At 47.9% G+C, this 19522-nt stretch carries 18 protein-coding genes and 1 other RNA gene; 16 read left to right on the top strand and 3 right to left on the bottom strand.

Annotated elements, in window-relative coordinates:
* Positions 1 to 22 precede the first annotated feature (22 nt).
* From rpoD to rnpB, 4 genes are all read left to right on the top strand, one after another.
* Positions 23 to 1162 (top strand): RNA polymerase sigma factor RpoD, encoded by a 1140-nt coding sequence (gene rpoD / locus ACQSGY_RS02215; RefSeq protein ID WP_110897979.1) that lies wholly within the window; start codon positions 23 to 25, stop codon positions 1160 to 1162.
* 183 nt (positions 1163 to 1345) lie between these two features.
* A complete protein-coding gene (locus ACQSGY_RS02210) occupies positions 1346 to 2104 on the top strand; it encodes a tRNA (adenine(22)-N(1))-methyltransferase (RefSeq protein ID WP_427050498.1) in 759 nt (252 codons plus the stop codon).
* On the top strand, positions 2080 to 3195 hold the full coding sequence (locus ACQSGY_RS02205) for a Nif3-like dinuclear metal center hexameric protein (protein ID WP_427050497.1): 1116 nt from the start codon (positions 2080 to 2082) through the stop codon (positions 3193 to 3195). Before ACQSGY_RS02210 ends, ACQSGY_RS02205 begins: the two co-directional genes overlap by 25 nt.
* A 91-nt stretch (positions 3196 to 3286) precedes the next feature.
* An RNA gene (gene rnpB / locus ACQSGY_RS02200) (RNase P RNA component class A) lies at positions 3287 to 3698 on the top strand.
* A 198-nt stretch (positions 3699 to 3896) separates the two neighbouring features.
* On the opposite strand, the gene ACQSGY_RS02195 is transcribed toward rnpB, so the two are convergent.
* Positions 3897 to 5126 (bottom strand): PLP-dependent aminotransferase family protein, encoded by a 1230-nt coding sequence (locus ACQSGY_RS02195; RefSeq protein WP_427050496.1) that lies wholly within the window; start codon positions 5124 to 5126, stop codon positions 3897 to 3899.
* A gap of 107 nt (positions 5127 to 5233) precedes the next feature.
* Here ACQSGY_RS02195 and ACQSGY_RS02190 point away from each other — a divergent pair, with 107 nt between their 5' ends.
* Together ACQSGY_RS02190 and ACQSGY_RS02185 are read left to right on the top strand one after the other, a co-directional pair.
* Positions 5234 to 6766, top strand: a complete 1533-nt coding sequence (locus tag ACQSGY_RS02190) for a PLP-dependent aminotransferase family protein (RefSeq protein WP_427050495.1) — start codon at positions 5234 to 5236, stop codon at positions 6764 to 6766.
* Between the two features lie 64 nt (positions 6767 to 6830).
* Positions 6831 to 7109, top strand: coding sequence for a hypothetical protein (locus tag ACQSGY_RS02185; RefSeq protein ID WP_427050494.1), 279 nt, complete (start codon positions 6831 to 6833; stop codon positions 7107 to 7109).
* Positions 7110 to 7279: 170 nt separating this feature from the next.
* On the opposite strand, the gene ACQSGY_RS02180 is transcribed toward ACQSGY_RS02185, so the two are convergent.
* Positions 7280 to 9154: a S8 family peptidase gene (locus ACQSGY_RS02180; protein WP_427050493.1), complete on the bottom strand. Its 1875-nt coding sequence runs from the start codon at positions 9152 to 9154 to the stop codon at positions 7280 to 7282.
* A 304-nt stretch (positions 9155 to 9458) separates the two neighbouring features.
* On the opposite strand from ACQSGY_RS02180, the gene ACQSGY_RS02175 reads away from it, so the two are divergent.
* The 6 genes from ACQSGY_RS02175 (at position 9459) to thiI (ending at position 14390) form a co-directional block, all read left to right on the top strand.
* The gene (locus tag ACQSGY_RS02175) at positions 9459 to 9965 is read left to right on the top strand and encodes a YpuI family protein (RefSeq protein ID WP_111271888.1); all 507 of its coding nucleotides are present in this window, start codon (positions 9459 to 9461) and stop codon (positions 9963 to 9965) included.
* 202 nt (positions 9966 to 10167) lie between these two features.
* Positions 10168 to 10386 (top strand): DUF1540 domain-containing protein, encoded by a 219-nt coding sequence (locus ACQSGY_RS02170; RefSeq protein WP_110897971.1) that lies wholly within the window; start codon positions 10168 to 10170, stop codon positions 10384 to 10386.
* Between the two features lie 35 nt (positions 10387 to 10421).
* Positions 10422 to 10850 (top strand): hypothetical protein, encoded by a 429-nt coding sequence (locus tag ACQSGY_RS02165; RefSeq protein WP_427050492.1) that lies wholly within the window; start codon positions 10422 to 10424, stop codon positions 10848 to 10850.
* Between the two features lie 223 nt (positions 10851 to 11073).
* On the top strand, positions 11074 to 11817 hold the full coding sequence (locus tag ACQSGY_RS02160) for a lytic transglycosylase domain-containing protein (RefSeq protein WP_427050491.1): 744 nt from the start codon (positions 11074 to 11076) through the stop codon (positions 11815 to 11817).
* Between the two features lie 174 nt (positions 11818 to 11991).
* Entirely contained in the window at positions 11992 to 13140 is a 1149-nt protein-coding gene (locus ACQSGY_RS02155) for a cysteine desulfurase family protein (protein ID WP_427050490.1), read from the top strand.
* A gap of 8 nt (positions 13141 to 13148) precedes the next feature.
* Positions 13149 to 14390 (top strand): tRNA uracil 4-sulfurtransferase ThiI, encoded by a 1242-nt coding sequence (thiI, locus tag ACQSGY_RS02150; protein WP_427050559.1) that lies wholly within the window; start codon positions 13149 to 13151, stop codon positions 14388 to 14390.
* A 144-nt stretch (positions 14391 to 14534) separates the two neighbouring features.
* Here the strand turns inward: thiI and ACQSGY_RS02145 are convergent, their stop codons facing one another.
* A complete protein-coding gene (locus ACQSGY_RS02145; RefSeq protein WP_188591235.1) occupies positions 14535 to 15236 on the bottom strand; it encodes a TerC family protein in 702 nt (233 codons plus the stop codon).
* 88 nt (positions 15237 to 15324) lie between these two features.
* Here ACQSGY_RS02145 and ACQSGY_RS02140 point away from each other — a divergent pair, with 88 nt between their 5' ends.
* The 4 genes from ACQSGY_RS02140 to ACQSGY_RS02125 all read left to right on the top strand — a co-directional run bounded on the left by ACQSGY_RS02140 (position 15325) and on the right by ACQSGY_RS02125 (position 19501).
* Entirely contained in the window at positions 15325 to 15984 is a 660-nt protein-coding gene (locus ACQSGY_RS02140; protein ID WP_184182309.1) for a TerC family protein, read from the top strand.
* Positions 15985 to 16364: 380 nt separating this feature from the next.
* The gene (locus ACQSGY_RS02135; protein WP_427050489.1) at positions 16365 to 16859 is read left to right on the top strand and encodes a hypothetical protein; all 495 of its coding nucleotides are present in this window, start codon (positions 16365 to 16367) and stop codon (positions 16857 to 16859) included.
* Between the two features lie 187 nt (positions 16860 to 17046).
* Positions 17047 to 18894, top strand: a complete 1848-nt coding sequence (gene typA / locus ACQSGY_RS02130) for a translational GTPase TypA (RefSeq protein WP_427050488.1) — start codon at positions 17047 to 17049, stop codon at positions 18892 to 18894.
* Between the two features lie 310 nt (positions 18895 to 19204).
* On the top strand, positions 19205 to 19501 hold the full coding sequence (locus ACQSGY_RS02125; protein WP_427050487.1) for a YlaH-like family protein: 297 nt from the start codon (positions 19205 to 19207) through the stop codon (positions 19499 to 19501).
* Positions 19502 to 19522: the final 21 nt, after the last annotated feature.

Below are 19522 nucleotides of genomic sequence, written 5' to 3'. Positions count from 1 at the left end.
CTAGGGAGGAGGGAGTCGAGTTATGGCGAATGATCAGCATACTGAACTAGAAACAGAATTAACACTGGATCAGGTTAAAGATCAATTGATTGAATCAGGTAAGAAAAGAGCTTCACTGAACTACAAGGAAATTATTGAAAAACTCTCTCCGTTCGAGCAGGATGCAGAGCAGATGGATGAGTTCTACGAGCAGCTCAGTGACCTTGGAATTGATGTGGTTAACGAAAATGATGAAGAGGTTACCCTTCGTCCAAACGATGATTCCGAAAACGGAGGAAGAGATGGGGACGATGAGTTCCATTTTGATGATGATCTGAGCCTGCCGCCTGGCATCAAAATTAACGACCCTGTGCGGATGTACCTCAAGGAAATTGGACGCGTGCCTTTGTTGTCTGCTGATGATGAAGTACAGCTTGCCAAACGAATTGAGAACGGGGATGAGGAAGCCAAGCGTCGCCTTGCTGAAGCTAACCTTCGTCTCGTTGTAAGTATTGCCAAGCGTTATGTAGGACGTGGCATGCTGTTCCTTGATTTGATTCAGGAAGGTAATATGGGTCTGATCAAAGCGGTAGAGAAATTTGACCATAAAAAGGGTTACAAGTTCAGTACGTATGCAACATGGTGGATTCGTCAGGCGATTACACGTGCAATTGCTGACCAGGCACGTACAATTCGTATTCCTGTACACATGGTGGAGACGATTAATAAGCTGATTCGGGTATCCCGTCAGCTGCTGCAGGAACTTGGACGCGAACCGACTCCTGAAGAGATCGCTGCGGAGATGGACTTGAGTGTAGAAAAGGTTCGTGAAATTACAAAGATTGCGCAGGAACCGGTTTCCCTGGAAACACCGATTGGTGAAGAGGACGATTCTCATCTGGGTGATTTCATTGAGGACCAGGAAGCACTCGCTCCAGCCGATGCTGCTGCCTACGAACTCTTGAAAGAACAACTCGAAGATGTTCTGGACACATTGACAGAGCGTGAAGAAAATGTTCTTCGTTTGCGTTTTGGTCTGGATGATGGACGTACAAGAACTCTCGAAGAAGTGGGCAAAGTATTTGGTGTTACGCGTGAGCGTATTCGTCAGATCGAAGCCAAAGCTCTTCGTAAATTGCGCCACCCGAGTCGCAGCAAACGACTCAAGGATTTCCTCGAATAATTGAACTGTGGGAGACTTTCTGCGAGACGCTTTGGCGGCGGCGGGGTCTCCTTTCGTTTTAATTTGAATAGTTAGATTTCTTTCTTTTGGAAATTCATCCTTGAAATGTTTGATTGGATTTCATTTTATCGTTTTTCTTCACGCAATGCAAATCAATAAATTAAATGAATGGTCAGGTGCTTCATGAAACTTTCGAATCGATTACAACGGATACATGATCAAATTCCTGAAGGAAGCCGGATGGCGGATATTGGCTCAGACCATGCTTTGTTACCTGTTGCCGCAATTCGTAGTGGCAAAGCTTCAGCGGCTGTAGCAGGGGAAGTCAATCCTGGTCCATATGATGCTGCCTGCAAGCAGGTCAGTGATGCCGGGTTAAAAGAAAAAATTACAGTGCGTCGTGGAGACGGACTGGATGTGATCTCCACAGGAGAAGTCGATGTCATTACGATTGCGGGCATGGGCGGCGCATTGATTGCCTCCATTCTGGAGCGCGGCTTGTCCAAATTGGAAGGTGTACAGCTTCTGATCTTGCAGCCTAACGTAGGTGAAGATATTCTGAGACGTTGGCTGCTGGAGCATCATTGGGTTGTCGTAGCGGAGCAGCTTCTGGAGGAAGACGGAAAAATTTATGAGATAATCACTGCGATGCCGCAGGCGAGCAGTCCAATTGCGAATGAAGAGGTATACCGTGCTCGTCCCCTAAAGGACGGCGTGGAATTGACCGAAGATTTGCTGCTGCGTATGGGGCCGTATCTGACGGACCGTGCTACCGAAGTGTTTTTTGCCAAATGGGAGAGTGAGATCTGCAAGCTGCAGGGCGTGTTACAGTCCATTTCCAAATCGGATCAGGAATCATCCAGGGACAAAGCAGCTGAGGTGCAGCAGCTGATCAGCAGTTTACAGGAGGTGTTGGCATGTTTGCCAAAGGTCAAACCGTAATTCAACTGATGGAGCGGCTGGCTCCGAAACATCTGGCTGTACCTGATGATCGCATCGGTTTGCAGCTGGGAAGTCTGCAAAAAGAAATTACCCATGTGCTTGTGGCACTGGATGTCACTGATGAAGTCGTGGAGGAAGCAATCCGTATTGGAGCCAATCTGATCATTGCGCACCATGCTATTATGTTCCGTCCCGTAAAGTCACTGAGTACAGATACACCTATGGGCAAGCTGTATGAGAAACTGATCAAAAACGACATCGCGGTTTATATTGCCCACACCAATCTCGATGTAGCCGAGGGCGGAATTAATGACTGGATGGCTGAAGCGCTTGGCATTGAGAGCAAGGAATCGCTGGAAGACGTGCATACAGACCAACTCTACAAGCTGGCAGTGTTCGTCCCCCGTACGCATCATGAGCAGGTGCTGCAAGCGATTCTGGAGGCAGGGGCAGGAAGTATTGGTCAATACAGCAAATGCAGCTTTAACACTGAAGGAACAGGCACGTTTGTTCCGGGTGAAGGCACACAGCCGTTTATCGGAGCGCAGGGGCAGATGGAGCGTGTCGAAGAGATGCGGATTGAAACGCTTGTACCTCAAAGCTTGCGAAGCAAAGTGATTCAGGCGATGTTAAAGGCGCATCCGTATGAAGAGGTGGCGTATGATCTCTTTGCAGTTGATTTAAAAGGGCGTACACTTGGCCTGGGACGTCTCGGTCCTTTGAAGGAGTCTAAAACCCTTGGTGAGCTGGTCGAAGTCGTTAAAGCGCAATTTAACGTTCCGCAAGTACGCGTGGTCGGTGATTTGAATAAAAAAATCAAAAAAGCGGCCGTGCTCGGCGGGTCAGGCAGCCGGTATGTGCTCACAGCCCGTTTCAAAGGAGCGGATGTCATTGTAACGGGAGATATTGACTATCATACGGCACATGATGCTTTGATGGCGGGCATGTGTATCATTGATCCGGGTCATAATACAGAAAAAATTATGAAGCCCAAAACAGCGGATTGGCTCCGTGCTCAGCTCGCAGATCAGCGATATGAGACGAAGGTGACTGCATCCGAGGTGAATACAGAAGTATTCCGTTTCATATAAAAGGGTAAAAAAGCAGGCTGTACGCTGATTTCCATTAATATTTAGCTTGTATGGGGAGGCAAATGCCTGTATACTATGTAATGTTGTTCGGAAAGCTTGACAGACAATCGCTGGTGGCCTTCGTTGCCACGAGAGGAAAGTCCGGGCTCCACAGGGCAGGATGCTGGATAACGTCCAGTCAGCGCGAGTTGAAGGATAGTGCCACAGAAATGGACCGCCGATGGCCGGGTATCCCCCGGTACAGGCAAGGATGGAACCGAGGTGTAAGAGACCCCGAGGAACGCTGGTGACTTCGTTCCTGGTAAACCCCATCTGGAGCAAGACCTAAAGGGACACCGTCACCTCTTCGGAGGAGACAGCCTTAGCCCGAGGTGTGTCTAGGTTGGTCGCTTGAGCTGTGCAGCAATGTACGGCCTAGATAGATGATTGTCGCTTCTGGTGGGAGGGTAGTTCCCGTTTGAACCACGAAGAGCACAGAACCCGGCTTACGGTAAGCTTTCCTAACTGCAACAACAAAACGATGTATGAATTCCTGTTCAACACAACAGGTTATATAAAAATAAGGCGTCAGATTCATTTTTGAATCTGACGCCTTATTTTTATTCCAACGTAAGTAGCACGGCTATAGAAAAAGAAAAACCGCTTAGCCTGTAAAAAAAGGCTAAAGCGGTCAACTGTTATGCTATCGGAATGACAGTTTGTTACATTGTAACCACATGATCGGATTGGCTGGAAGCATGCCAGCGCTGAATGGCACGATCCATACGTTCTACCGCTTCAGGAAGAAGCTCAGGGTCTGTATGGGTAAAGTTGATCCGCATCCGGTTAAGCTCTGGTGTTCCGGCATAGAAGGAATCACCAGGTACGATACATACCTTCTCCTGGATGCCGTATGTGAACAGGTTGCTGGCAAGCATGCCTTCAGGAAGTGTCAGCCACAAGAACATGCCGCCTTGCGGCGAGTTCCATGTAATGCCCTCCCATGATTTACGGGCCATGAGCTCGGTCAGCGTTCTCATACGCTGTTCATAGTCCTGAGAAATGTGGCGAATATGAGCATCGAGATCAAACGTCTCAAGTAATGCGTGCAATGCTCGCTGATCAATGCTGCTGGAGTGCAGGTCTGCGCCTTGCTTGGCGCGAGCAGCAATTTTAACAATATCGGGAGCAGCGAGAATCCAGCCGGTACGGAGGCCCGGAGCTACTGTTTTGGAAAAAGTGCTGGTATAGATTACGTTGGACGGCCCTTCATATGATGCAGCATCCAGTGCAGCGAGAGCAGGTGCATCTAATTGTTCAGGGTTAAAGCGGATTTCACCATAAGGATCATCCTCCAGAATAAGTACACCGTATTTTCGGCATAAATCCACGGCTTGTTGTCTTCTCTCACGGGACCACACTTTGCCTGTCGGGTTAGAGAACGTGGGGTTAATGTAGACCAGTTTAGGGCGATGCAGCTGAAGCTGCTCTTCCAGAGATTCTGGCAGCATACCGTGATCATCACAGGCTACGCCGTGTGATACGCCCTGATAAGATTGGATGACCTGCAGAGCCGCCAGATAAGTAGGTGATTCCACAAGTACGCTGTCACCCGGATCAAGCAGGATGCGGCAGACCAGGTCGATGGATTGCTGTGATCCAGTCGTTAACAGCATATGATCAGGTGAAGCAGGCAGTCCTTTGGCTTCCAGACGCTCAGCAATTTTGACACGAAGCGGACGATAGCCTTCCGTTTCTGCATATTGAAGAGCGGAAGATCCACTCATGAATACTTTCTCATAAGCTGCGCGGATCGCTTCAAGCGGGAAAGAAGTTTGTGCAGGAAGGCCACCTGCAAGTGAAATCATTCCGGGCGCTTGTGCGGCCTGTAACATGTCGCGAACGACAGAGGACGGGGTGTTTTGTGCCATTTTAGACCAAGGTGTACTCATGATATTCTCATCTCCTGTTATTCACTGTTATACTGATATTATAAACTATAATAGATAGAACGCACTATAACAGTAAAACGACGATAATAACAGTTGGGGGAGTGATTATGCATATTGAATTGAAACGGGGGAGCAGCACCAGGCTGTATGTGCAGATTGCTCTTACGATTGCAGACCGTATCCGTTCAGGATTAATTGAGCCGGGAACCCGGTTGCCCTCTGTGCGAAAAATGACTGTTGATCTGGGAGTGAGCCTGGTCACAGTGACCAAAGCTTATGCTGAACTTGAAGCCATACAACTGATCAGCTGTTCCCAGGGCAAAGGCTGTTATGTGACTGGTTCGGCGGCTTCCGCTACAACACCTCAGACCCAAGAGGATGGTGCTGGTAATGTTCACAGGAAGGGAAGCAGTGATACAGGTGCAGCGCTGAATTGGCAAATGACATTAATCGACTATTTGCCAAGGGCGCAGTTGTGGCGGCATTTTGACGTCTCTCCTCAGGTTCGCTATGAACTGCATATGTCCGCGATTCAACCAGAAATGCTGCCTACGCGTGATATCATCGACAGCGCCTACCATCTCTCATCAGATCATACGGAGCGCATGGCCGCATATGGATCATTTCAGGGGGATTGGGAACTAAGACAAACTTTTGCTTCACATTTCAATTCTCGTGGACTTCATGCGGCACCTGAACGTATGTTAATCACGAGCGGTGCACAGCAGGGTATTGATCTGGTAGCTCGTACATTTGTCGGGCCTGGCGATGTTGTATATATGGAGGCCCCAACGTATACAGGAGCAATTGATGTATTTACGAGCAGGGGAGCCAAGATTATCACAGTTCCTATGGATGATGAAGGCATGCGTATCGATCTGCTGACTCGTCTGTGTGATACCTATGCACCGAAGCTGATTTATACTGTTCCTACCTATCATAATCCAACGGGCATAACGATGAGTGCAAGAAGACGGGCCCAACTGCTTAACATTGCGCAAAGTTATCACTGTCTTATTCTTGAGGATGACCCTTTTGCTGATTTGTATTTTCATGAGCCGCCGCCAGCTTCCATTAAATCGATGGATAATGCCGGACATGTCGTTTACATCAAAAGCTTCAGCAAGGTGCTGTCTCCGGGATGCCGTGTAGCTTGCGCCATTGCCGATGGAAGTGTGCTTACCCGGCTTGTAGCCGCCAAATCTACAGCTGATCTGGGGAGTCCACTATTAACACAGAAGGCCCTGCAGACGTACATTCAGAATCAGTACGATGTTTATGTGCGTAAGCTTCGAGAGAAATTGTATGCGCGGCTGTGTGCTGCTTCCGAGGTGTTGAACGAGCATGCAGCGAAGGGGATGCAGTGGCGTCTGCCAGATGGAGGACTTAACTTGTGGCTTGAATTACATGGGAACTTTGATATACACGAGCTGCATCGGCAGTCTCTTGCTGCGGGGGTATCCTTTTTGCCTGGATCAGCCTGTTTTGTCGGGGAGAGTGATACGTCAAGCTTGCGCATCTGTTTCACGGTGACCAGCGAAGAAGCGCTGCGGCAGGGGCTAATTACGTTATGCGAAGTGATTGAAAGATACACTTCCCAGCAGGCCGGGTCAGCTGCGGACAGGCTGCCGCTCATATAATTTTTTTGACTATGGACATCCATCCATACCACTTCGGGTGAACTGCAATAGGTTATAGTATCACTTGAAAGGGAGTTGGTTTGAAATGAACCATTGCTGTCCAGAGGTTTCTCCAATTGTATGTGATCCGATCCAGGTCGTTCAAGATTATTACATTCCACAGATCGTACCAGTTATTCACCCGATTGAAATTGTAAAGCAGCATCACTGCGTTCCGATCCCTCACCATATGTATCCGGTTGTTGTGAAGGAAGAAGGACCAGCACCGCTGTATGTGTCCAGCCATAAGAAAAAATCCGTGAAAAAATCACGCAAAGCCCGCACTACTTCTCGCAAGCGCTAGTCGTAGCGAGTGCCTCGGGGAAAACAGGTGCAAAACCAAAGAGCAGCATACGCCCCGAGGCGCAGCTGCTTTTGTTTGTTTCCATATTCAATCAAGGCGAACAAAATACATTGCTGCATGATGGAGTATATTTTGTTCAGCATATTGTTGCGTGTAGATGCTCAACGTATTTACCGAGTATATTTGTTCAACGTATTATCTAACTGCTGTCTGACATGCTGCGGCCAAAATTGCAGCGGGGCACTGCTGCCCGAGGCGGCCTGCAGCGCTTTGTATACATCAATCTGCCCGTAGCCGTAGTATTTATCGTGGCCCGGATCACCCAGATCAATAACGCTCTGACGCATCAAGTCCATAACTTCGGTATTGGTCAGGTCTGGATTCAGAGAGCGAATCAGGCCAGCCAGTGCGGCAACGTGCGGACTCGCCATGGATGTACCTGACAGAGCGGCATATTGATTATCCGGGTACGTACTGGCGATGCTCGAACCCGGGGCGGTCACATCAACGTAGTCCCCATAGTTGGAGTAAGATGCCTTGTTCATATCCGGGTCAGTGGCCGAGACAGCAAAGACCTCCGGATACGCGGCGGGGTAACCTGGACGCTCGGTATTATCGTTGCCGGTAGCAGCGATGAGTACGATATCCCGGTCAAAAGCGTATTTGATGGCGTCATGCAGAAATTGGGCATCTGCATAATTACCCAAACTCATGTTAATGACTTTGGCGCCATGATCTGCTGCCCAGATGATTCCTTCGGCAACAGCATACGTTGTACCCGATCCCGAGTTATCGAGCACCTTGACGGGCAGCACCTTGTTATACCAGCTCATGCCAGCGACACCTTCGTTATTGTTCACGATCGCTCCGATAATACCGGCAACATGTGTACCGTGGCCCACATCATCCATCGGCTTGCTGCCCGGTTTTACGACATTGTATCCTTCGAGTAATTTGCCTTTGAGATCCGGGTGATTCACATCAACCCCTGTATCTACTACGGCCACAATGACATCCTTGTTCCCTTTGGTAATGTTCCATCCGCGATTCGTCTCGATTGCAGGTAAATTCCACTGATAATCCGAGAAGAGCACGTCATTGGGGATGGTGACATCGGTTTGTTCAGCGGGTGCTTCATTGGTTAAATACATATAGTGAGGTTCCATATACAGCGGGTTCCACTTACTGCCGAAATAATCCCGCAATTGTTTATAATTCATCGTCTCGGATCGAAAAACATACGTATACCCAAGCTTGCGCGCAGATTGTGTTTTCAAGTCCGAACGAATGATCCGCATATCGCGTTCACTAGGATCTTGCCGGAAGCGTATGACGATTTCATTTTCGTAAAAATGGCTTGCATTCGCGTTGTCATGTCCGGTCTTGACTGTAATTTCGTTCAAGGTATCGGGGTGCACCGATTCGATTTTGAATTTCCCTTCACGCGGGTATGGGATCATCCGCAAATTTTTGCGCTGGTGTTCTTCCACGGCATTAAGTACACTTTGACTGAACAAAGCGATGACTGCCCGTTTGCCATCCTTGGAGGGCTGTCCCATCACAAAATATTTCTCTTTCCCCAGCGGAAACGAAGAGGATTCAAAGCTCTGGCGTTTGTTGACTGCCTTTTTTGCCAGATTCAACGTATGATTTAATTTCTGCTGCTCGAGCTTGCTTCCGGGTTTGACTGTACGATCAAATCGTTTGCTGGATGTGCCATCCATGTTCATAAGCTGGATCGAACGAATGTGTCCGTGTGAATCCTGGAGATGCTTCATGTATCGGTTGAGCTGGGCCTCGTTCATTGAAGCCGTTTTGTTCAGCATAATACCGAGATGCTGTTTGGCATCTACACGGGTAAGCTGATCGGTGGCTTTGATATCCTGAACCTTCAGGCGTTGCTTGCTTGCATGTTCCTTCTGTGGATTTTCTTGCAGTGCACTTGGTCTCGGAACAGTGCGGTTGGATGTGGGAAGCAGTAAAGTGAGCGCGAGTGCGCCAGCGCCTGCGGCAAGAGCCCAGTTCATCCATCGTGGTCTGGACATGGAACAGAACCTCCTTCGTTCATTTTGCACAAGCTCATTGGATGTGTTTGTTACGCATCCAGGCTTGTTATGGATTGTAGTTAGCGTTAGGAGAACGGCATATTTTTATGCAAAAGAGTTTCAGTTCCTATGCCGGGTATCCACCAGGTTCCGTGACATGACTGGAAAGCAAGATTAAGGGATACCGCTCGTCAACTTTTTATGGTAGGATTATATCTGAGTATTCAAAAGGTCAGGAACAAATGTTGTTTTGACCAAACTATATGTAAATATGTAAGGACTTATTTAAGGGGGAGCTACCTTTATGTCAGCAGCCAATGTACAGAAAACATGTGAGTCAACTAGGGAAAAGTTAAAACCGGCGATCGATCGGATCGAAAAGTTTTTAAATGAAAATGCTTTGCCTGAACTGGATCAGAATCAGACGGAGGAATCAACAGCCTTCTACAAAGGATTCCTTTCAGATCTCCGTCATTTGCTCGTTTTTTCTGAAGTTTCTTACGAAAAACTTGGCGTTGTGCTGCGTCGTGCCAACTTTGATGTCGAATTTGCCGAAAAGGCTCTTTATAATACGTATCACCAGAGTGTAAACAGCTTTTTCTATCCGAAAAACGAGTGCTACTCCGAAGACGGAAGATACGCTTACACTGGTCAGGATGCGATTCGTTTCCGTGATAAGCCCGTTCGTGCCGTGCGCGACGTTATTCTTGAAATTTCCAAAACGTATGAGGAACTTCGCGATGATCTGGCTTATTATGAAAGTGATTATCTGACCCAGCGCCGTATGCAAAATCAACGTAATCACGCTTAATTTTGCTATAGTTTTGAACTTATTTATTGAATGACAATATGTTTCTAATGGAAAAACCGCCCTTGTGGCGGTTTTTTGTGTTGGACGGATGGAAGAAATGGCTGACGATCAGCGGTTTGCTCCCGACATGTTATCATCTGGCATTTAGGCGGAGAATATCGGATTTCACGCGGGGCAACAATACATGTCGAGGTGATAAATAATGAGCCATGACAAACCAATCGTCAAATGCAGCGTATCTAACTGTCATTTCTGGGGAGAAAACAACTTCTGTCAGGCCGATGCCATCATGATTGACATCGACCAGCATGCTACCCGTCGTTTGCATGAGGAATTTGCCGGGGAGACCTTCGACTCCGACCATCATGATCATGCGCGTACTTCGTCAGCTACCTGCTGCCACACATTCAAACCCAAGTAAGCAGTCATCCTATTGAATAACGGAGGTGCTTTCACGTGAAGAATGATGATACTAATGATGATCGCTTGGAACGTTACAACACGGATGGACAAGGTGAGCATCAACGTCAGCGAGTGGACTACCCTAGAAAAGCATTCCGTGAGGAATACGGGGCAGAGGTGGCACCACCAGCAGCTGTAAGGAGAGAACGTACAGATCGTACAGATGAAGTGCCAGCAGATGCAGTGCCTGTGAAGCATGAAGCAGACAGGGTGATGGAATCTACAGGCCGTGCAGCGGGCTATTTGGGTCTTGCTTTTGGTATCGCATCTTTGTTTATGTGGTCCATCGTGCTTGGTCCGGCGGCAGCTGTGCTTGGGTATTATGCGTATGTGAATGGTCGCAAAACAGCAGGAGCCTGGTCGATCGGGCTAGGTATTGTTGCTACGTTAAGTTACTTTTTTATGATTCCTTTTGCACGTTAAAAAAATCGAATCACAGGATAGGGGTAGCCGCTATCCTTGTCTGTGAAGAAAATGCTAACCTTCTGTCCTCACTTGTTTATGGTGAAAGGCGGAAGGTTTTTTTCGTATTAACGCATATGTGAACGTGGAATCGATTATTTTTTATGAAAATGATGGAACCTGTATGTAAAACAATGTAGAATAAAGTCAGCAAGGTTAAATGAAACGGGAGTGAATATACCACATGCAGATTGATCCACGCAGTTCACGGCAGCTACTGGAGCTGCAATTGTCCAATATGAATACCCAAACGAGCGGGTCGGCTGGGGCTGATTCAACGAATGATTTTTCCGATGTGATCAGCGGTTTGTTAAATACAAATGCTAGCGGTGCAAGTAATGCGGAGAATCAGGCTTTACTTTCCAAAAGGTCGAATGATGGCCTGCTGTGGCTGCAGCTTGGCGGTACATATAGCCCGGATATGCATACAGGAAATACAACCGATACGAATGCTTTGAGCGCTCTGCTTGCATCCTCTGATGCAGGAGCAGTGGATTCCGGTAAATCGGTACCTACCGATTATGAATCGCTAATCGCACAGGCAAGCATCAAGTACGGTGTACCCGAATCTTTAATCAAGGCTGTCATTGATACCGAATCGGGCTTTAATCCGAATGTGGTCTCTTCTGCAGGGGCGAAGGGTCTAATGCAATTGATGGATGGCACAGCTGCTGGCCTTGGCGTAAGTGATTCATTTGATCCGGCTCAAAATATTGATGCGGGAACCAAATATTTATCACTTCAGCTCCAGCGTTTCGGAGGTCAGGAAAAGATGGCTTTGGCTGCTTATAATGCCGGACCCGGAAGGTTATCGAGACTTGGGATTACGAGTGATAGCGAGCTGATGAGCATGCTTCATCTTCTGCCTGTCGAAACCCAGAATTATATTTCCAAGGTAGAGCGGGCTCGCTCTAAATATATGCTTTAATTGAACATGTTAAACACAGCAATCGGCACATCATGCTGTGCACGAAGATCCAACGCAAAAGGCGGGGCTTAGATACAGCCTGCTCCTGGTTGGTCTTTTTGTGTTGTACAGAGATCGTGGTACAATGCTCACTGTAGGCTGATGAACGAACTGATAAGGAGGGTACACCTCGTTTTGAAATATTTTGATTATGCTGCAACGACACCCCCGCATTCTGACGTGGTCCGCACGATATCGGAAATTATGGAAACCCAGTTCGGGAATGCCTCTTCCATCCACGGATATGGTGAACGTGCAGATCAATTGCTGCGCCGGGCGCGTGCGGGTTGTGCTGCTGCCATCGGTGTAAAAGCAGATGAGATTATATTTACATCCGGGGCTACGGAGAGCAACAATCTGGCGATTAAGGGAGCAGCGCTTCGGTATGCTTCTAGGGGGAAACATATCATTACGACTGCTGCGGAGCATGCCTCTGTGTATGAGAGTGTGCTGCAGCTTCAGCAGTGGGGATGGGATGTAACCTTTTTACCAGTGGACTCGGGAGGTGTGGTTACTGCGGAGCAGGTGACAGACGCTGTGCGTTCAGATACAGTGCTTGTCAGTTTAATGCATGTGAACAATGAAACGGGTGCAGTTCATCCGGTGCAGGAGATTGGCAGGCAGCTGAAGCAAAAGGCACCGAAGGTTCTTTTCCATGTAGATGGTGTCCAGGGCTTCGGAAAATTACCTGTGGCGCCAGCCCGGTGGCAAGCAGACCTGTACAGCCTGTCTGCCCATAAAGTTCGGGGGCCGAAAGGCACGGGATTGCTTTATGTACGAGATGGTGTAGAGCTTACACCTCTCCTGTCCGGAGGTTCGCAGGAACATGGTCTCAGGGCAGGTACAGAGAACGTAGCCATGATCGTGGGTATGGCTAAAGCGATGCGAATCGCGGCGGAAGGACAGCCTGATTTTGCAAGGCGTATACAAGTTCTTCGTGATCGAATGATCGATACAATTGCTGTTATTCCTGGACTGCAGCTGAACAGCACCAAAGAAGGAGCCCCGCATATCGTGAATTTCTCTTACCCCGGCATGAAGGCTGAGGTGGCACTTCATACGCTGGAACAGCTGGGGTGTACTGTATCTACCCAATCTGCTTGCTCCTCGCGTTCGGCTGAACCGAGCCGTGTGCTGCTTGCAATGGGGAGAGATGATGCCTGCGCCGCGGGGGGATTACGAATCAGTTTTGGCGATGAACATACAGAAGAGGATGCAGCAATGCTGGAACAGGCACTGCATCAGATGGTGGCACAGCTGCGGCCACTCGAAAGGCGGATGTAACTTAAATGTTGAATTATGATATGCTGCTTCTCCGTTTTGGAGAGTTTATGTTAAAAGGAAAAAATCGTGCACGTTTCGAAAAAACGATAATTACTCAAGTCAAAGCGCTGCTCAAACCTTACCCTGGAGCCTCGCTGCGTAAAGAATACGGACGGGTCTACGTGGACCTCGGCGGGGAATCCCATACACAGCTCATCCCAGTACTGAAACGAGTGTTTGGTGTAATGTCAATTAGCCCAGTTAAAGTTACACCTTCTGAGGTTGACGCCATAGTACAGACGGCGGTTGCATTTATGGATGAACGTGCAGAGGAATTCGGAGAAGATACAACCTTTAAAGTAAATGCGCGGCGGGTATGGAAGGCGTTCCCCCATTCCTCGCATGAAACGAATCATTTGGTCGGCTCGCCGATACTACGTAAATTTCAGCAGCTGAAGGTGGATGTGCGTAATCCTGATATCGAACTGCGTGTGGAAATCCGTGAACAAGGCACGTACATTTTCAGCGAAGTGATTCCAGCGGCAGGCGGATTCCCGCTTGGAACCAATGGCAAGGCGATGGTGCTGTTATCTGGTGGCATCGACAGTCCTGTGGCAGCCTGGTCTTCCATGCGCCGGGGACTTGAAGTGGAATGTGTACATTTTTACAGTTATCCTTTTACAAGCCAGCGCGCCAAGGAAAAGGTCATTGATCTGGCCCGTGCGCTTGCCGATCATGCGGGATCGATCAAGCTGCATCTCGTTCCGTTCACGGAAATCCAGACCGCATTCACCCAGTTGGGGCAGGATAATCTGATTATTACATTGATGCGCCGTTCGATGCTGCGTATTGCTACGAAGCTGGCTGAGCGTGAGCGTGCTCTTGCCCTGATTACCGGAGACAGCCTGGGACAGGTCGCGAGCCAAACGCTTCCAAGCATGAATGTCATCGGACGTGCTACAGACTTGCCGCTGCTGAGACCGCTGGTCATGATGGACAAACAGGAGATCGTGACACTTTCCAAACAGATTGGCACCTACGATATTTCCATTCTGCCCTATGAGGACTGCTGTACACTGTTTGTTCCAAAATCTCCGTCTACCAATCCAAATCTACGTATCGTGGACAAAATTGAAGCGACGATGAGCCAGCTGCCGGAATGGCTAGATCAGGCGGTTGAACAGACTGAAACGATTACCTTGCATGCAGGCGAAGCTTCCGTGCTCACAGGGCAGCCGGAGGACAGCGTAATGAAGGATGATTGGTTTTAAATTGCGGACTTTGCAGCCAGGAATGGGTAGACATAACAAATGAAATGTTAATAGACACAAAACAGGACTGGCCGACATAAACGGACAGTCCTGTTTGTGTTTGGAATATTCATGCGCTGCAAGTTTGTATTTTTACTGTGCGGGCTATGAATAGGAACGCTGGCGTTCGCCCTGGGCTTTGCTGCTTGCACTGCGTTTGCGATAACCTGCTAGAACGATGCCGACAATCACCGCAATGATAAACAGAATGCGCAGCGCCGGGTGTTCGGTGAAAAAAGGCATGAGCCGCTTCTCTTCGGTAATCATGTTAGAGGCGGTGTAGCCCAGTACAATCGCGCCAACATAAATAATCCATGGAAACCGGTTAATCAATTTGATAAACAAGGTGCTGCCCCAAACAATAATAGGCACACTAATCAGCAGTCCGAGGATGACAAGCACCAGATGCTGCTGCGCAGCCCCCGCTACGGCAATCACATTATCAAGTCCCATGGCCGCATCCGCGATAATAATCGTGCGCACGGCGGCCCAGAGTGAGGTTCCTGCCTGAATGTCGGTGTGCTCATCCCCTTGATCAGCCAGCAGCTTGTAAGCAATCCATATGAGCAGCAAGCCTCCTACAAGCAGCAACCAAGGTACTTTGAGCAGCCATAGTACAACGACGGTAGCCACGATTCGAATGAGAAGCGCGCCGCCAGTGCCGTACAGAATAGCTTTTTTTTGTACAGAAGGGTGTAGATTTCTGGCAGCAAGTCCAATAACGATGGCATTATCGCCAGCCAGAATCAGATCAATAAAGACAACGTTCAACAAAGCCAGCCAGAATGCGGGACTAAACAGCTCCATGGCAATATGTCACTCCCTGTATATTCTTCAATCACTAAGAATAGCATGTACAACTTCGACATACAAGTTAGAGTGGGGGGATGAGGACATGGATACACTGTGGCTGTTAACTCAAATTTTAATGATCAATCTGGTGCTGAGTGGAGATAATGCGGTAGTCATTGCACTAGCAAGTAAAGACTTACCTCCAGCTCAACGTAAAAAGGCGGTATGGTGGGGGGCGTTCGGAGCGGTGCTTCTGCGCTGTGTGCTTACGTTTGCTGCTGTATTGCTGCTGGGCATTCCATTTATTCAGGCGGCTGGCGGATTGTTATTATTCTGGATTGCCTTTAAACTGCTGCTTCAGAACGATGACGAAGTACATATTCGCAATGCGTCCACAACCTGGAAGGCGATTCAAACCATTCTGGTTGCTGATTTTGTGATGAGCCTGGATAATGTATTGGCTATTGCAGCTCTGGCAGATGGAGATCTGGCTTTGATTGTCATCGGAATTGCAATCAGTATCCCTATTGTTGTGTGGGGCAGTGGTATTATTGTAGGTTTGCTGAAGCGTTTCCCCATTCTGGTGTATGCCGGATCAGGCATACTCGCATTTACGGCTGGTGAGATGTTAATGAAGGACCCGAAGCTTGGAGAGTGGCTGGGAGGTATGGCGGGGGAAGCACACGCGATGCTTCCTGCAGCCATGGCTTGTCTGGTCATTGCGGCAGGAGGCGCACACAGATTCGTTCGCCGCAACGCATAAATGATTCTGAAATAAAACGATTGCTCATATTAGGCGGGGTGTCTTAGGCGGACACCCTCTTTTGAATGTGTAAAAAATAAATCAATGTATACGAGTGACTGAATTTATAATTGTTCCTGCTCAGGGGAATACAGAATCATATTGGACTCTGATTTCATACGTCTTGAATAGGGAAAACAGGTTGGTACTGTGACTTTTGATGTGTTAGTTCTGGCTTGTCGAATGAGTGTATTTTCGACATCAAGTATAGTTTTTTGCAGAAACATCAGATACACTAGAGATAGTGAGACAGCTTGTTTTTGCGAATAGAAATGTGTTCAGTGCTAAAAGTTGGCACAGCTTGGAAATTACATAGCTAATGAAAACAAGAGGTGAATAAGATGAAAAATGAAAAAGCGATCGGACTGTTTATAGTTGCTGCCGGGCTGGTGATTTTGCTTGGCAAGCTAGGGGTGTTTGCATTTATCGGACGAAACTTCTGGCCTCTTCTGCTTTTGCTGCCGGGTATCGCGCTGTATGTATTATTTTATGCTCGCATGACACCTGCCTGGTCGTTATTACCAGCCGGAGTGCTCACCGTATATGGCCTACTGTTCAGCATAACGAACATATGGGGGGCTGGACTGATGAGAAATCTGTGGCCTGTTCTGCTGCTGGGCATTGCTGTCGGTTTGCTTGGATACGGCATGGTTGAGCGGCGAAGACCCGAATTTGTATACCCTGCAGCATTGATCATCGGGGCGGTATCTGTTGTCTTGCTGGCGTTTACATTGCTGCAAACCGGTATCATTTATGTGTTTGCTGTCCTGCTTATTCTGGGCGGCATCTGGTTGCTTGCTGGACGAGGACGTACAGGCCGAGGCAGGGGATGGTAAACATCTCCGCTCCTGAACTGTGCAGCTTCGAGCGAAATATCTTGATTTTTACCTATGATAAACTATAATATAAGGGATATAGACATGCGTCGGGTTATCACCGACGCTTATTTTGTGAGTAACCTGCGATTTTTGCGGGAAGTTTAGTAGATAAGAATTGAAATTGGAAAGGATATGGATACAAACCATGCATTCAAGAGAACACATTCGCAATATTGCGATTATTGCCCACGTCGACCACGGGAAAACAACACTCGTCGACAAGTTGCTCCAGCAATCCGGTACATTCCGTGATCACGAGACGGTACAGGAGCGCGCAATGGACTCCAACGATTTGGAGCGTGAACGCGGTATTACGATTTTGGCCAAAAACACGGCTATAACTTATAAAGACTACCTGATCAACATCGTGGACACACCAGGACACGCCGATTTCGGCGGTGAAGTAGAACGTATCATGAAAATGGTTGACGGCGTATTGCTCGTTGTTGATGCTTATGAGGGCTGTATGCCACAAACGAAGTTCGTACTTCGTAAAGCACTGGAGCATAACCTGACTCCAATCGTTATTGTAAACAAAATCGACCGTCCAGCGGCTCGTCCGGCTGAGGTTATTGATGAAGTACTTGACCTGTTCATCGAACTGGGTGCCAACGATGAACAACTTGAATTCCCTGTCGTATATGCTTCCGCATTAAACGGAACATCCAGCATGGAAGACGATCCTGCCAAACAAGATGACAACATGATGGCGATCTACGATACCATCGTAAGTCATATCCCCCACCCAACAGAGAACGTTGAAGAGCCGCTGCAATTCCTCGTTACTCTGATGGACTACAATGAATACCTCGGACGTATCGCTATCGGTCGTGTAAACCGCGGTGTGATTCGTCAAGGCCAATCCGTTACTGTTATTATGCGTGATGGCAAAAGCAAAACAGCTCGTATCGAGAAACTGTTCGGTTTCCAAGGACTGAAACGTGTGGAGACAGAGGAAGCTGGCGCAGGTGACATCGTTGCGATCGCGGGTATTAAGGATATCAACATCGGTGAAACGATCGCTGATCCGAATAATCCTGAAGCTTTGCCGGTTCTGAAAATCGATGAGCCAACACTGCAAATGACATTCCTCGTAAACAACAGTCCATTCGCAGGACGTGAAGGTAAATGGGTAACTTCCCGTAAATTGCGCGAGCGTTTGTTAAAAGAATTGGAAACTGATGTATCCCTTCGTGTTGAAGAAACAGACAGCCCGGATGCATTTATCGTTTCCGGACGTGGTGAGCTTCACCTGGGTATCCTGATTGAAAATATGCGTCGTGAAGGTTATGAGCTTCAAGTATCCAAACCGGAAGTTATCGTCAAAGAAATTGACGGTAAAAAAATGGAGCCTATCGAGCGCCTGTTGATTGATATTCCTGAAGAAAGCATGGGCTCCGTAATGGAAAGCCTTGGCGCACGTAAAGCAGAGATGGTTAACATGATCAACACAGGTAGCGGTCAAGTGCGTCTGGAGTTCCTGATCCCTGCACGTGGTCTGATCGGATACAGCACGAACTTCCTGACATTGACTCGTGGTTATGGCGTAATGAACCATGCATTTGACAGCTACGCTCCAGTCGTATCCGGTCAAGTAGGTGGACGTCACCAAGGTGTGCTTATCTCAACTGAAACGGGTACATCTACGTTCTACGGAATGATGGGCGTTGAAGATCGTGGTACGCTCTTCCTTGAGCCAGGAACAGAAATTTACGAAGGTATGATCGTTGGTGAGCATACACGGGACAACGACATCGTTGTCAACATTTGTAAAGAAAAACAACTGACTAACGTTCGTTCTTCAGGTAAGGATGACACGGTTAAAATTAAAACTCCGATTATCTTCTCGTTGGAGCAGGCGCTTGAATATCTGAATGAAGATGAATTTTGTGAGATTACACCAAAATCTATTCGTCTTCGCAAGAAGATCCTGAACAAATCCGAGCGTGAGCGTGCAGAAAAACAACGCAAAATGGCTCAAAATAACGCGTAATACCACTACCCTAAGAGGTACAAAAGTCAAAGTTTGAGGGGACATCATTGCACGATTGAACGATTCCTGCCTCTCGCCACAGGTAGTGGAGGGAGAGGAATCGATTCTGAAGAAGCGAAGCGTTCGCCTTTGTCACCGAATTTCACCACTTGATAGAGTGTTCAAAGAAATTCGGGGACAACAGCGATCAAAAGAACGATCCGAACCCGGAATGGTCGAACGAGCGACGAAGAATCTCATGGTGCAGCAGTAAGGTCCGATCAATGAATTGATTTTTGTACAGCATGATCATGAAAGGAGATGCTTTAACATGCAAGCATGGTTTGCATCACACCCGATCATTGCCTATATCGTCATCTTTGTACTGATTACTTACGTGTATAACAAGGTCTTTCGGGTACGTCAGAAATTGCCGATCGGTAAGGAAATTGTGTTATATATATTGATGGCGATGGGCACGTTCATGCTTCTTATTTTTCAGATCGACAAGCTGCCCATCATTCAATGTTTGCTGGTAGCGGTAGGTTTGATGCTGTTAGTGCGCGTGCGTTATTTCGTTGAAGGTCGTCAAAAGAAAAAAGCGGAAGCTGCCACTCGAAACTCATAATGCTGTCTATGCATAAATACA

This window comes from Paenibacillus sp. TC-CSREp1, from assembly GCF_050171015.1.
Classification (GTDB): Bacteria; Bacillota; Bacilli; order Paenibacillales; family Paenibacillaceae; genus Paenibacillus; species Paenibacillus silvae.
This window is presented reverse-complemented; position numbering and strand designations above follow the sequence as displayed.

What these genes read in the sequence shown, in the direction of transcription:
- rpoD (WP_110897979.1), top strand. Translation starts at nt 23, where the DNA reads ATGGCGAATGATCAGCATACTGAACTAGAAACAGAATTAACACTGGAT.
- ACQSGY_RS02210 (WP_427050498.1), top strand. Translation starts at nt 1,346, where the DNA reads ATGAAACTTTCGAATCGATTACAACGGATACATGATCAAATTCCTGAA.
- ACQSGY_RS02205 (WP_427050497.1), top strand. Translation starts at nt 2,080, where the DNA reads ATGTTTGCCAAAGGTCAAACCGTAATTCAACTGATGGAGCGGCTGGCT.
- ACQSGY_RS02195 (WP_427050496.1), bottom strand. Translation starts at nt 5,126, where the DNA reads ATGAGTACACCTTGGTCTAAAATGGCACAAAACACCCCGTCCTCTGTC.
- ACQSGY_RS02190 (WP_427050495.1), top strand. Translation starts at nt 5,234, where the DNA reads ATGCATATTGAATTGAAACGGGGGAGCAGCACCAGGCTGTATGTGCAG.
- ACQSGY_RS02180 (WP_427050493.1), bottom strand. Translation starts at nt 9,154, where the DNA reads ATGTCCAGACCACGATGGATGAACTGGGCTCTTGCCGCAGGCGCTGGC.
- ACQSGY_RS02175 (WP_111271888.1), top strand. Translation starts at nt 9,459, where the DNA reads ATGTCAGCAGCCAATGTACAGAAAACATGTGAGTCAACTAGGGAAAAG.
- ACQSGY_RS02170 (WP_110897971.1), top strand. Translation starts at nt 10,168, where the DNA reads ATGAGCCATGACAAACCAATCGTCAAATGCAGCGTATCTAACTGTCAT.
- ACQSGY_RS02160 (WP_427050491.1), top strand. Translation starts at nt 11,074, where the DNA reads ATGCAGATTGATCCACGCAGTTCACGGCAGCTACTGGAGCTGCAATTG.
- ACQSGY_RS02145 (WP_188591235.1), bottom strand. Translation starts at nt 15,236, where the DNA reads ATGGAGCTGTTTAGTCCCGCATTCTGGCTGGCTTTGTTGAACGTTGTC.
- ACQSGY_RS02140 (WP_184182309.1), top strand. Translation starts at nt 15,325, where the DNA reads ATGGATACACTGTGGCTGTTAACTCAAATTTTAATGATCAATCTGGTG.
- ACQSGY_RS02135 (WP_427050489.1), top strand. Translation starts at nt 16,365, where the DNA reads ATGAAAAATGAAAAAGCGATCGGACTGTTTATAGTTGCTGCCGGGCTG.
- typA (WP_427050488.1), top strand. Translation starts at nt 17,047, where the DNA reads ATGCATTCAAGAGAACACATTCGCAATATTGCGATTATTGCCCACGTC.
- ACQSGY_RS02125 (WP_427050487.1), top strand. Translation starts at nt 19,205, where the DNA reads ATGCAAGCATGGTTTGCATCACACCCGATCATTGCCTATATCGTCATC.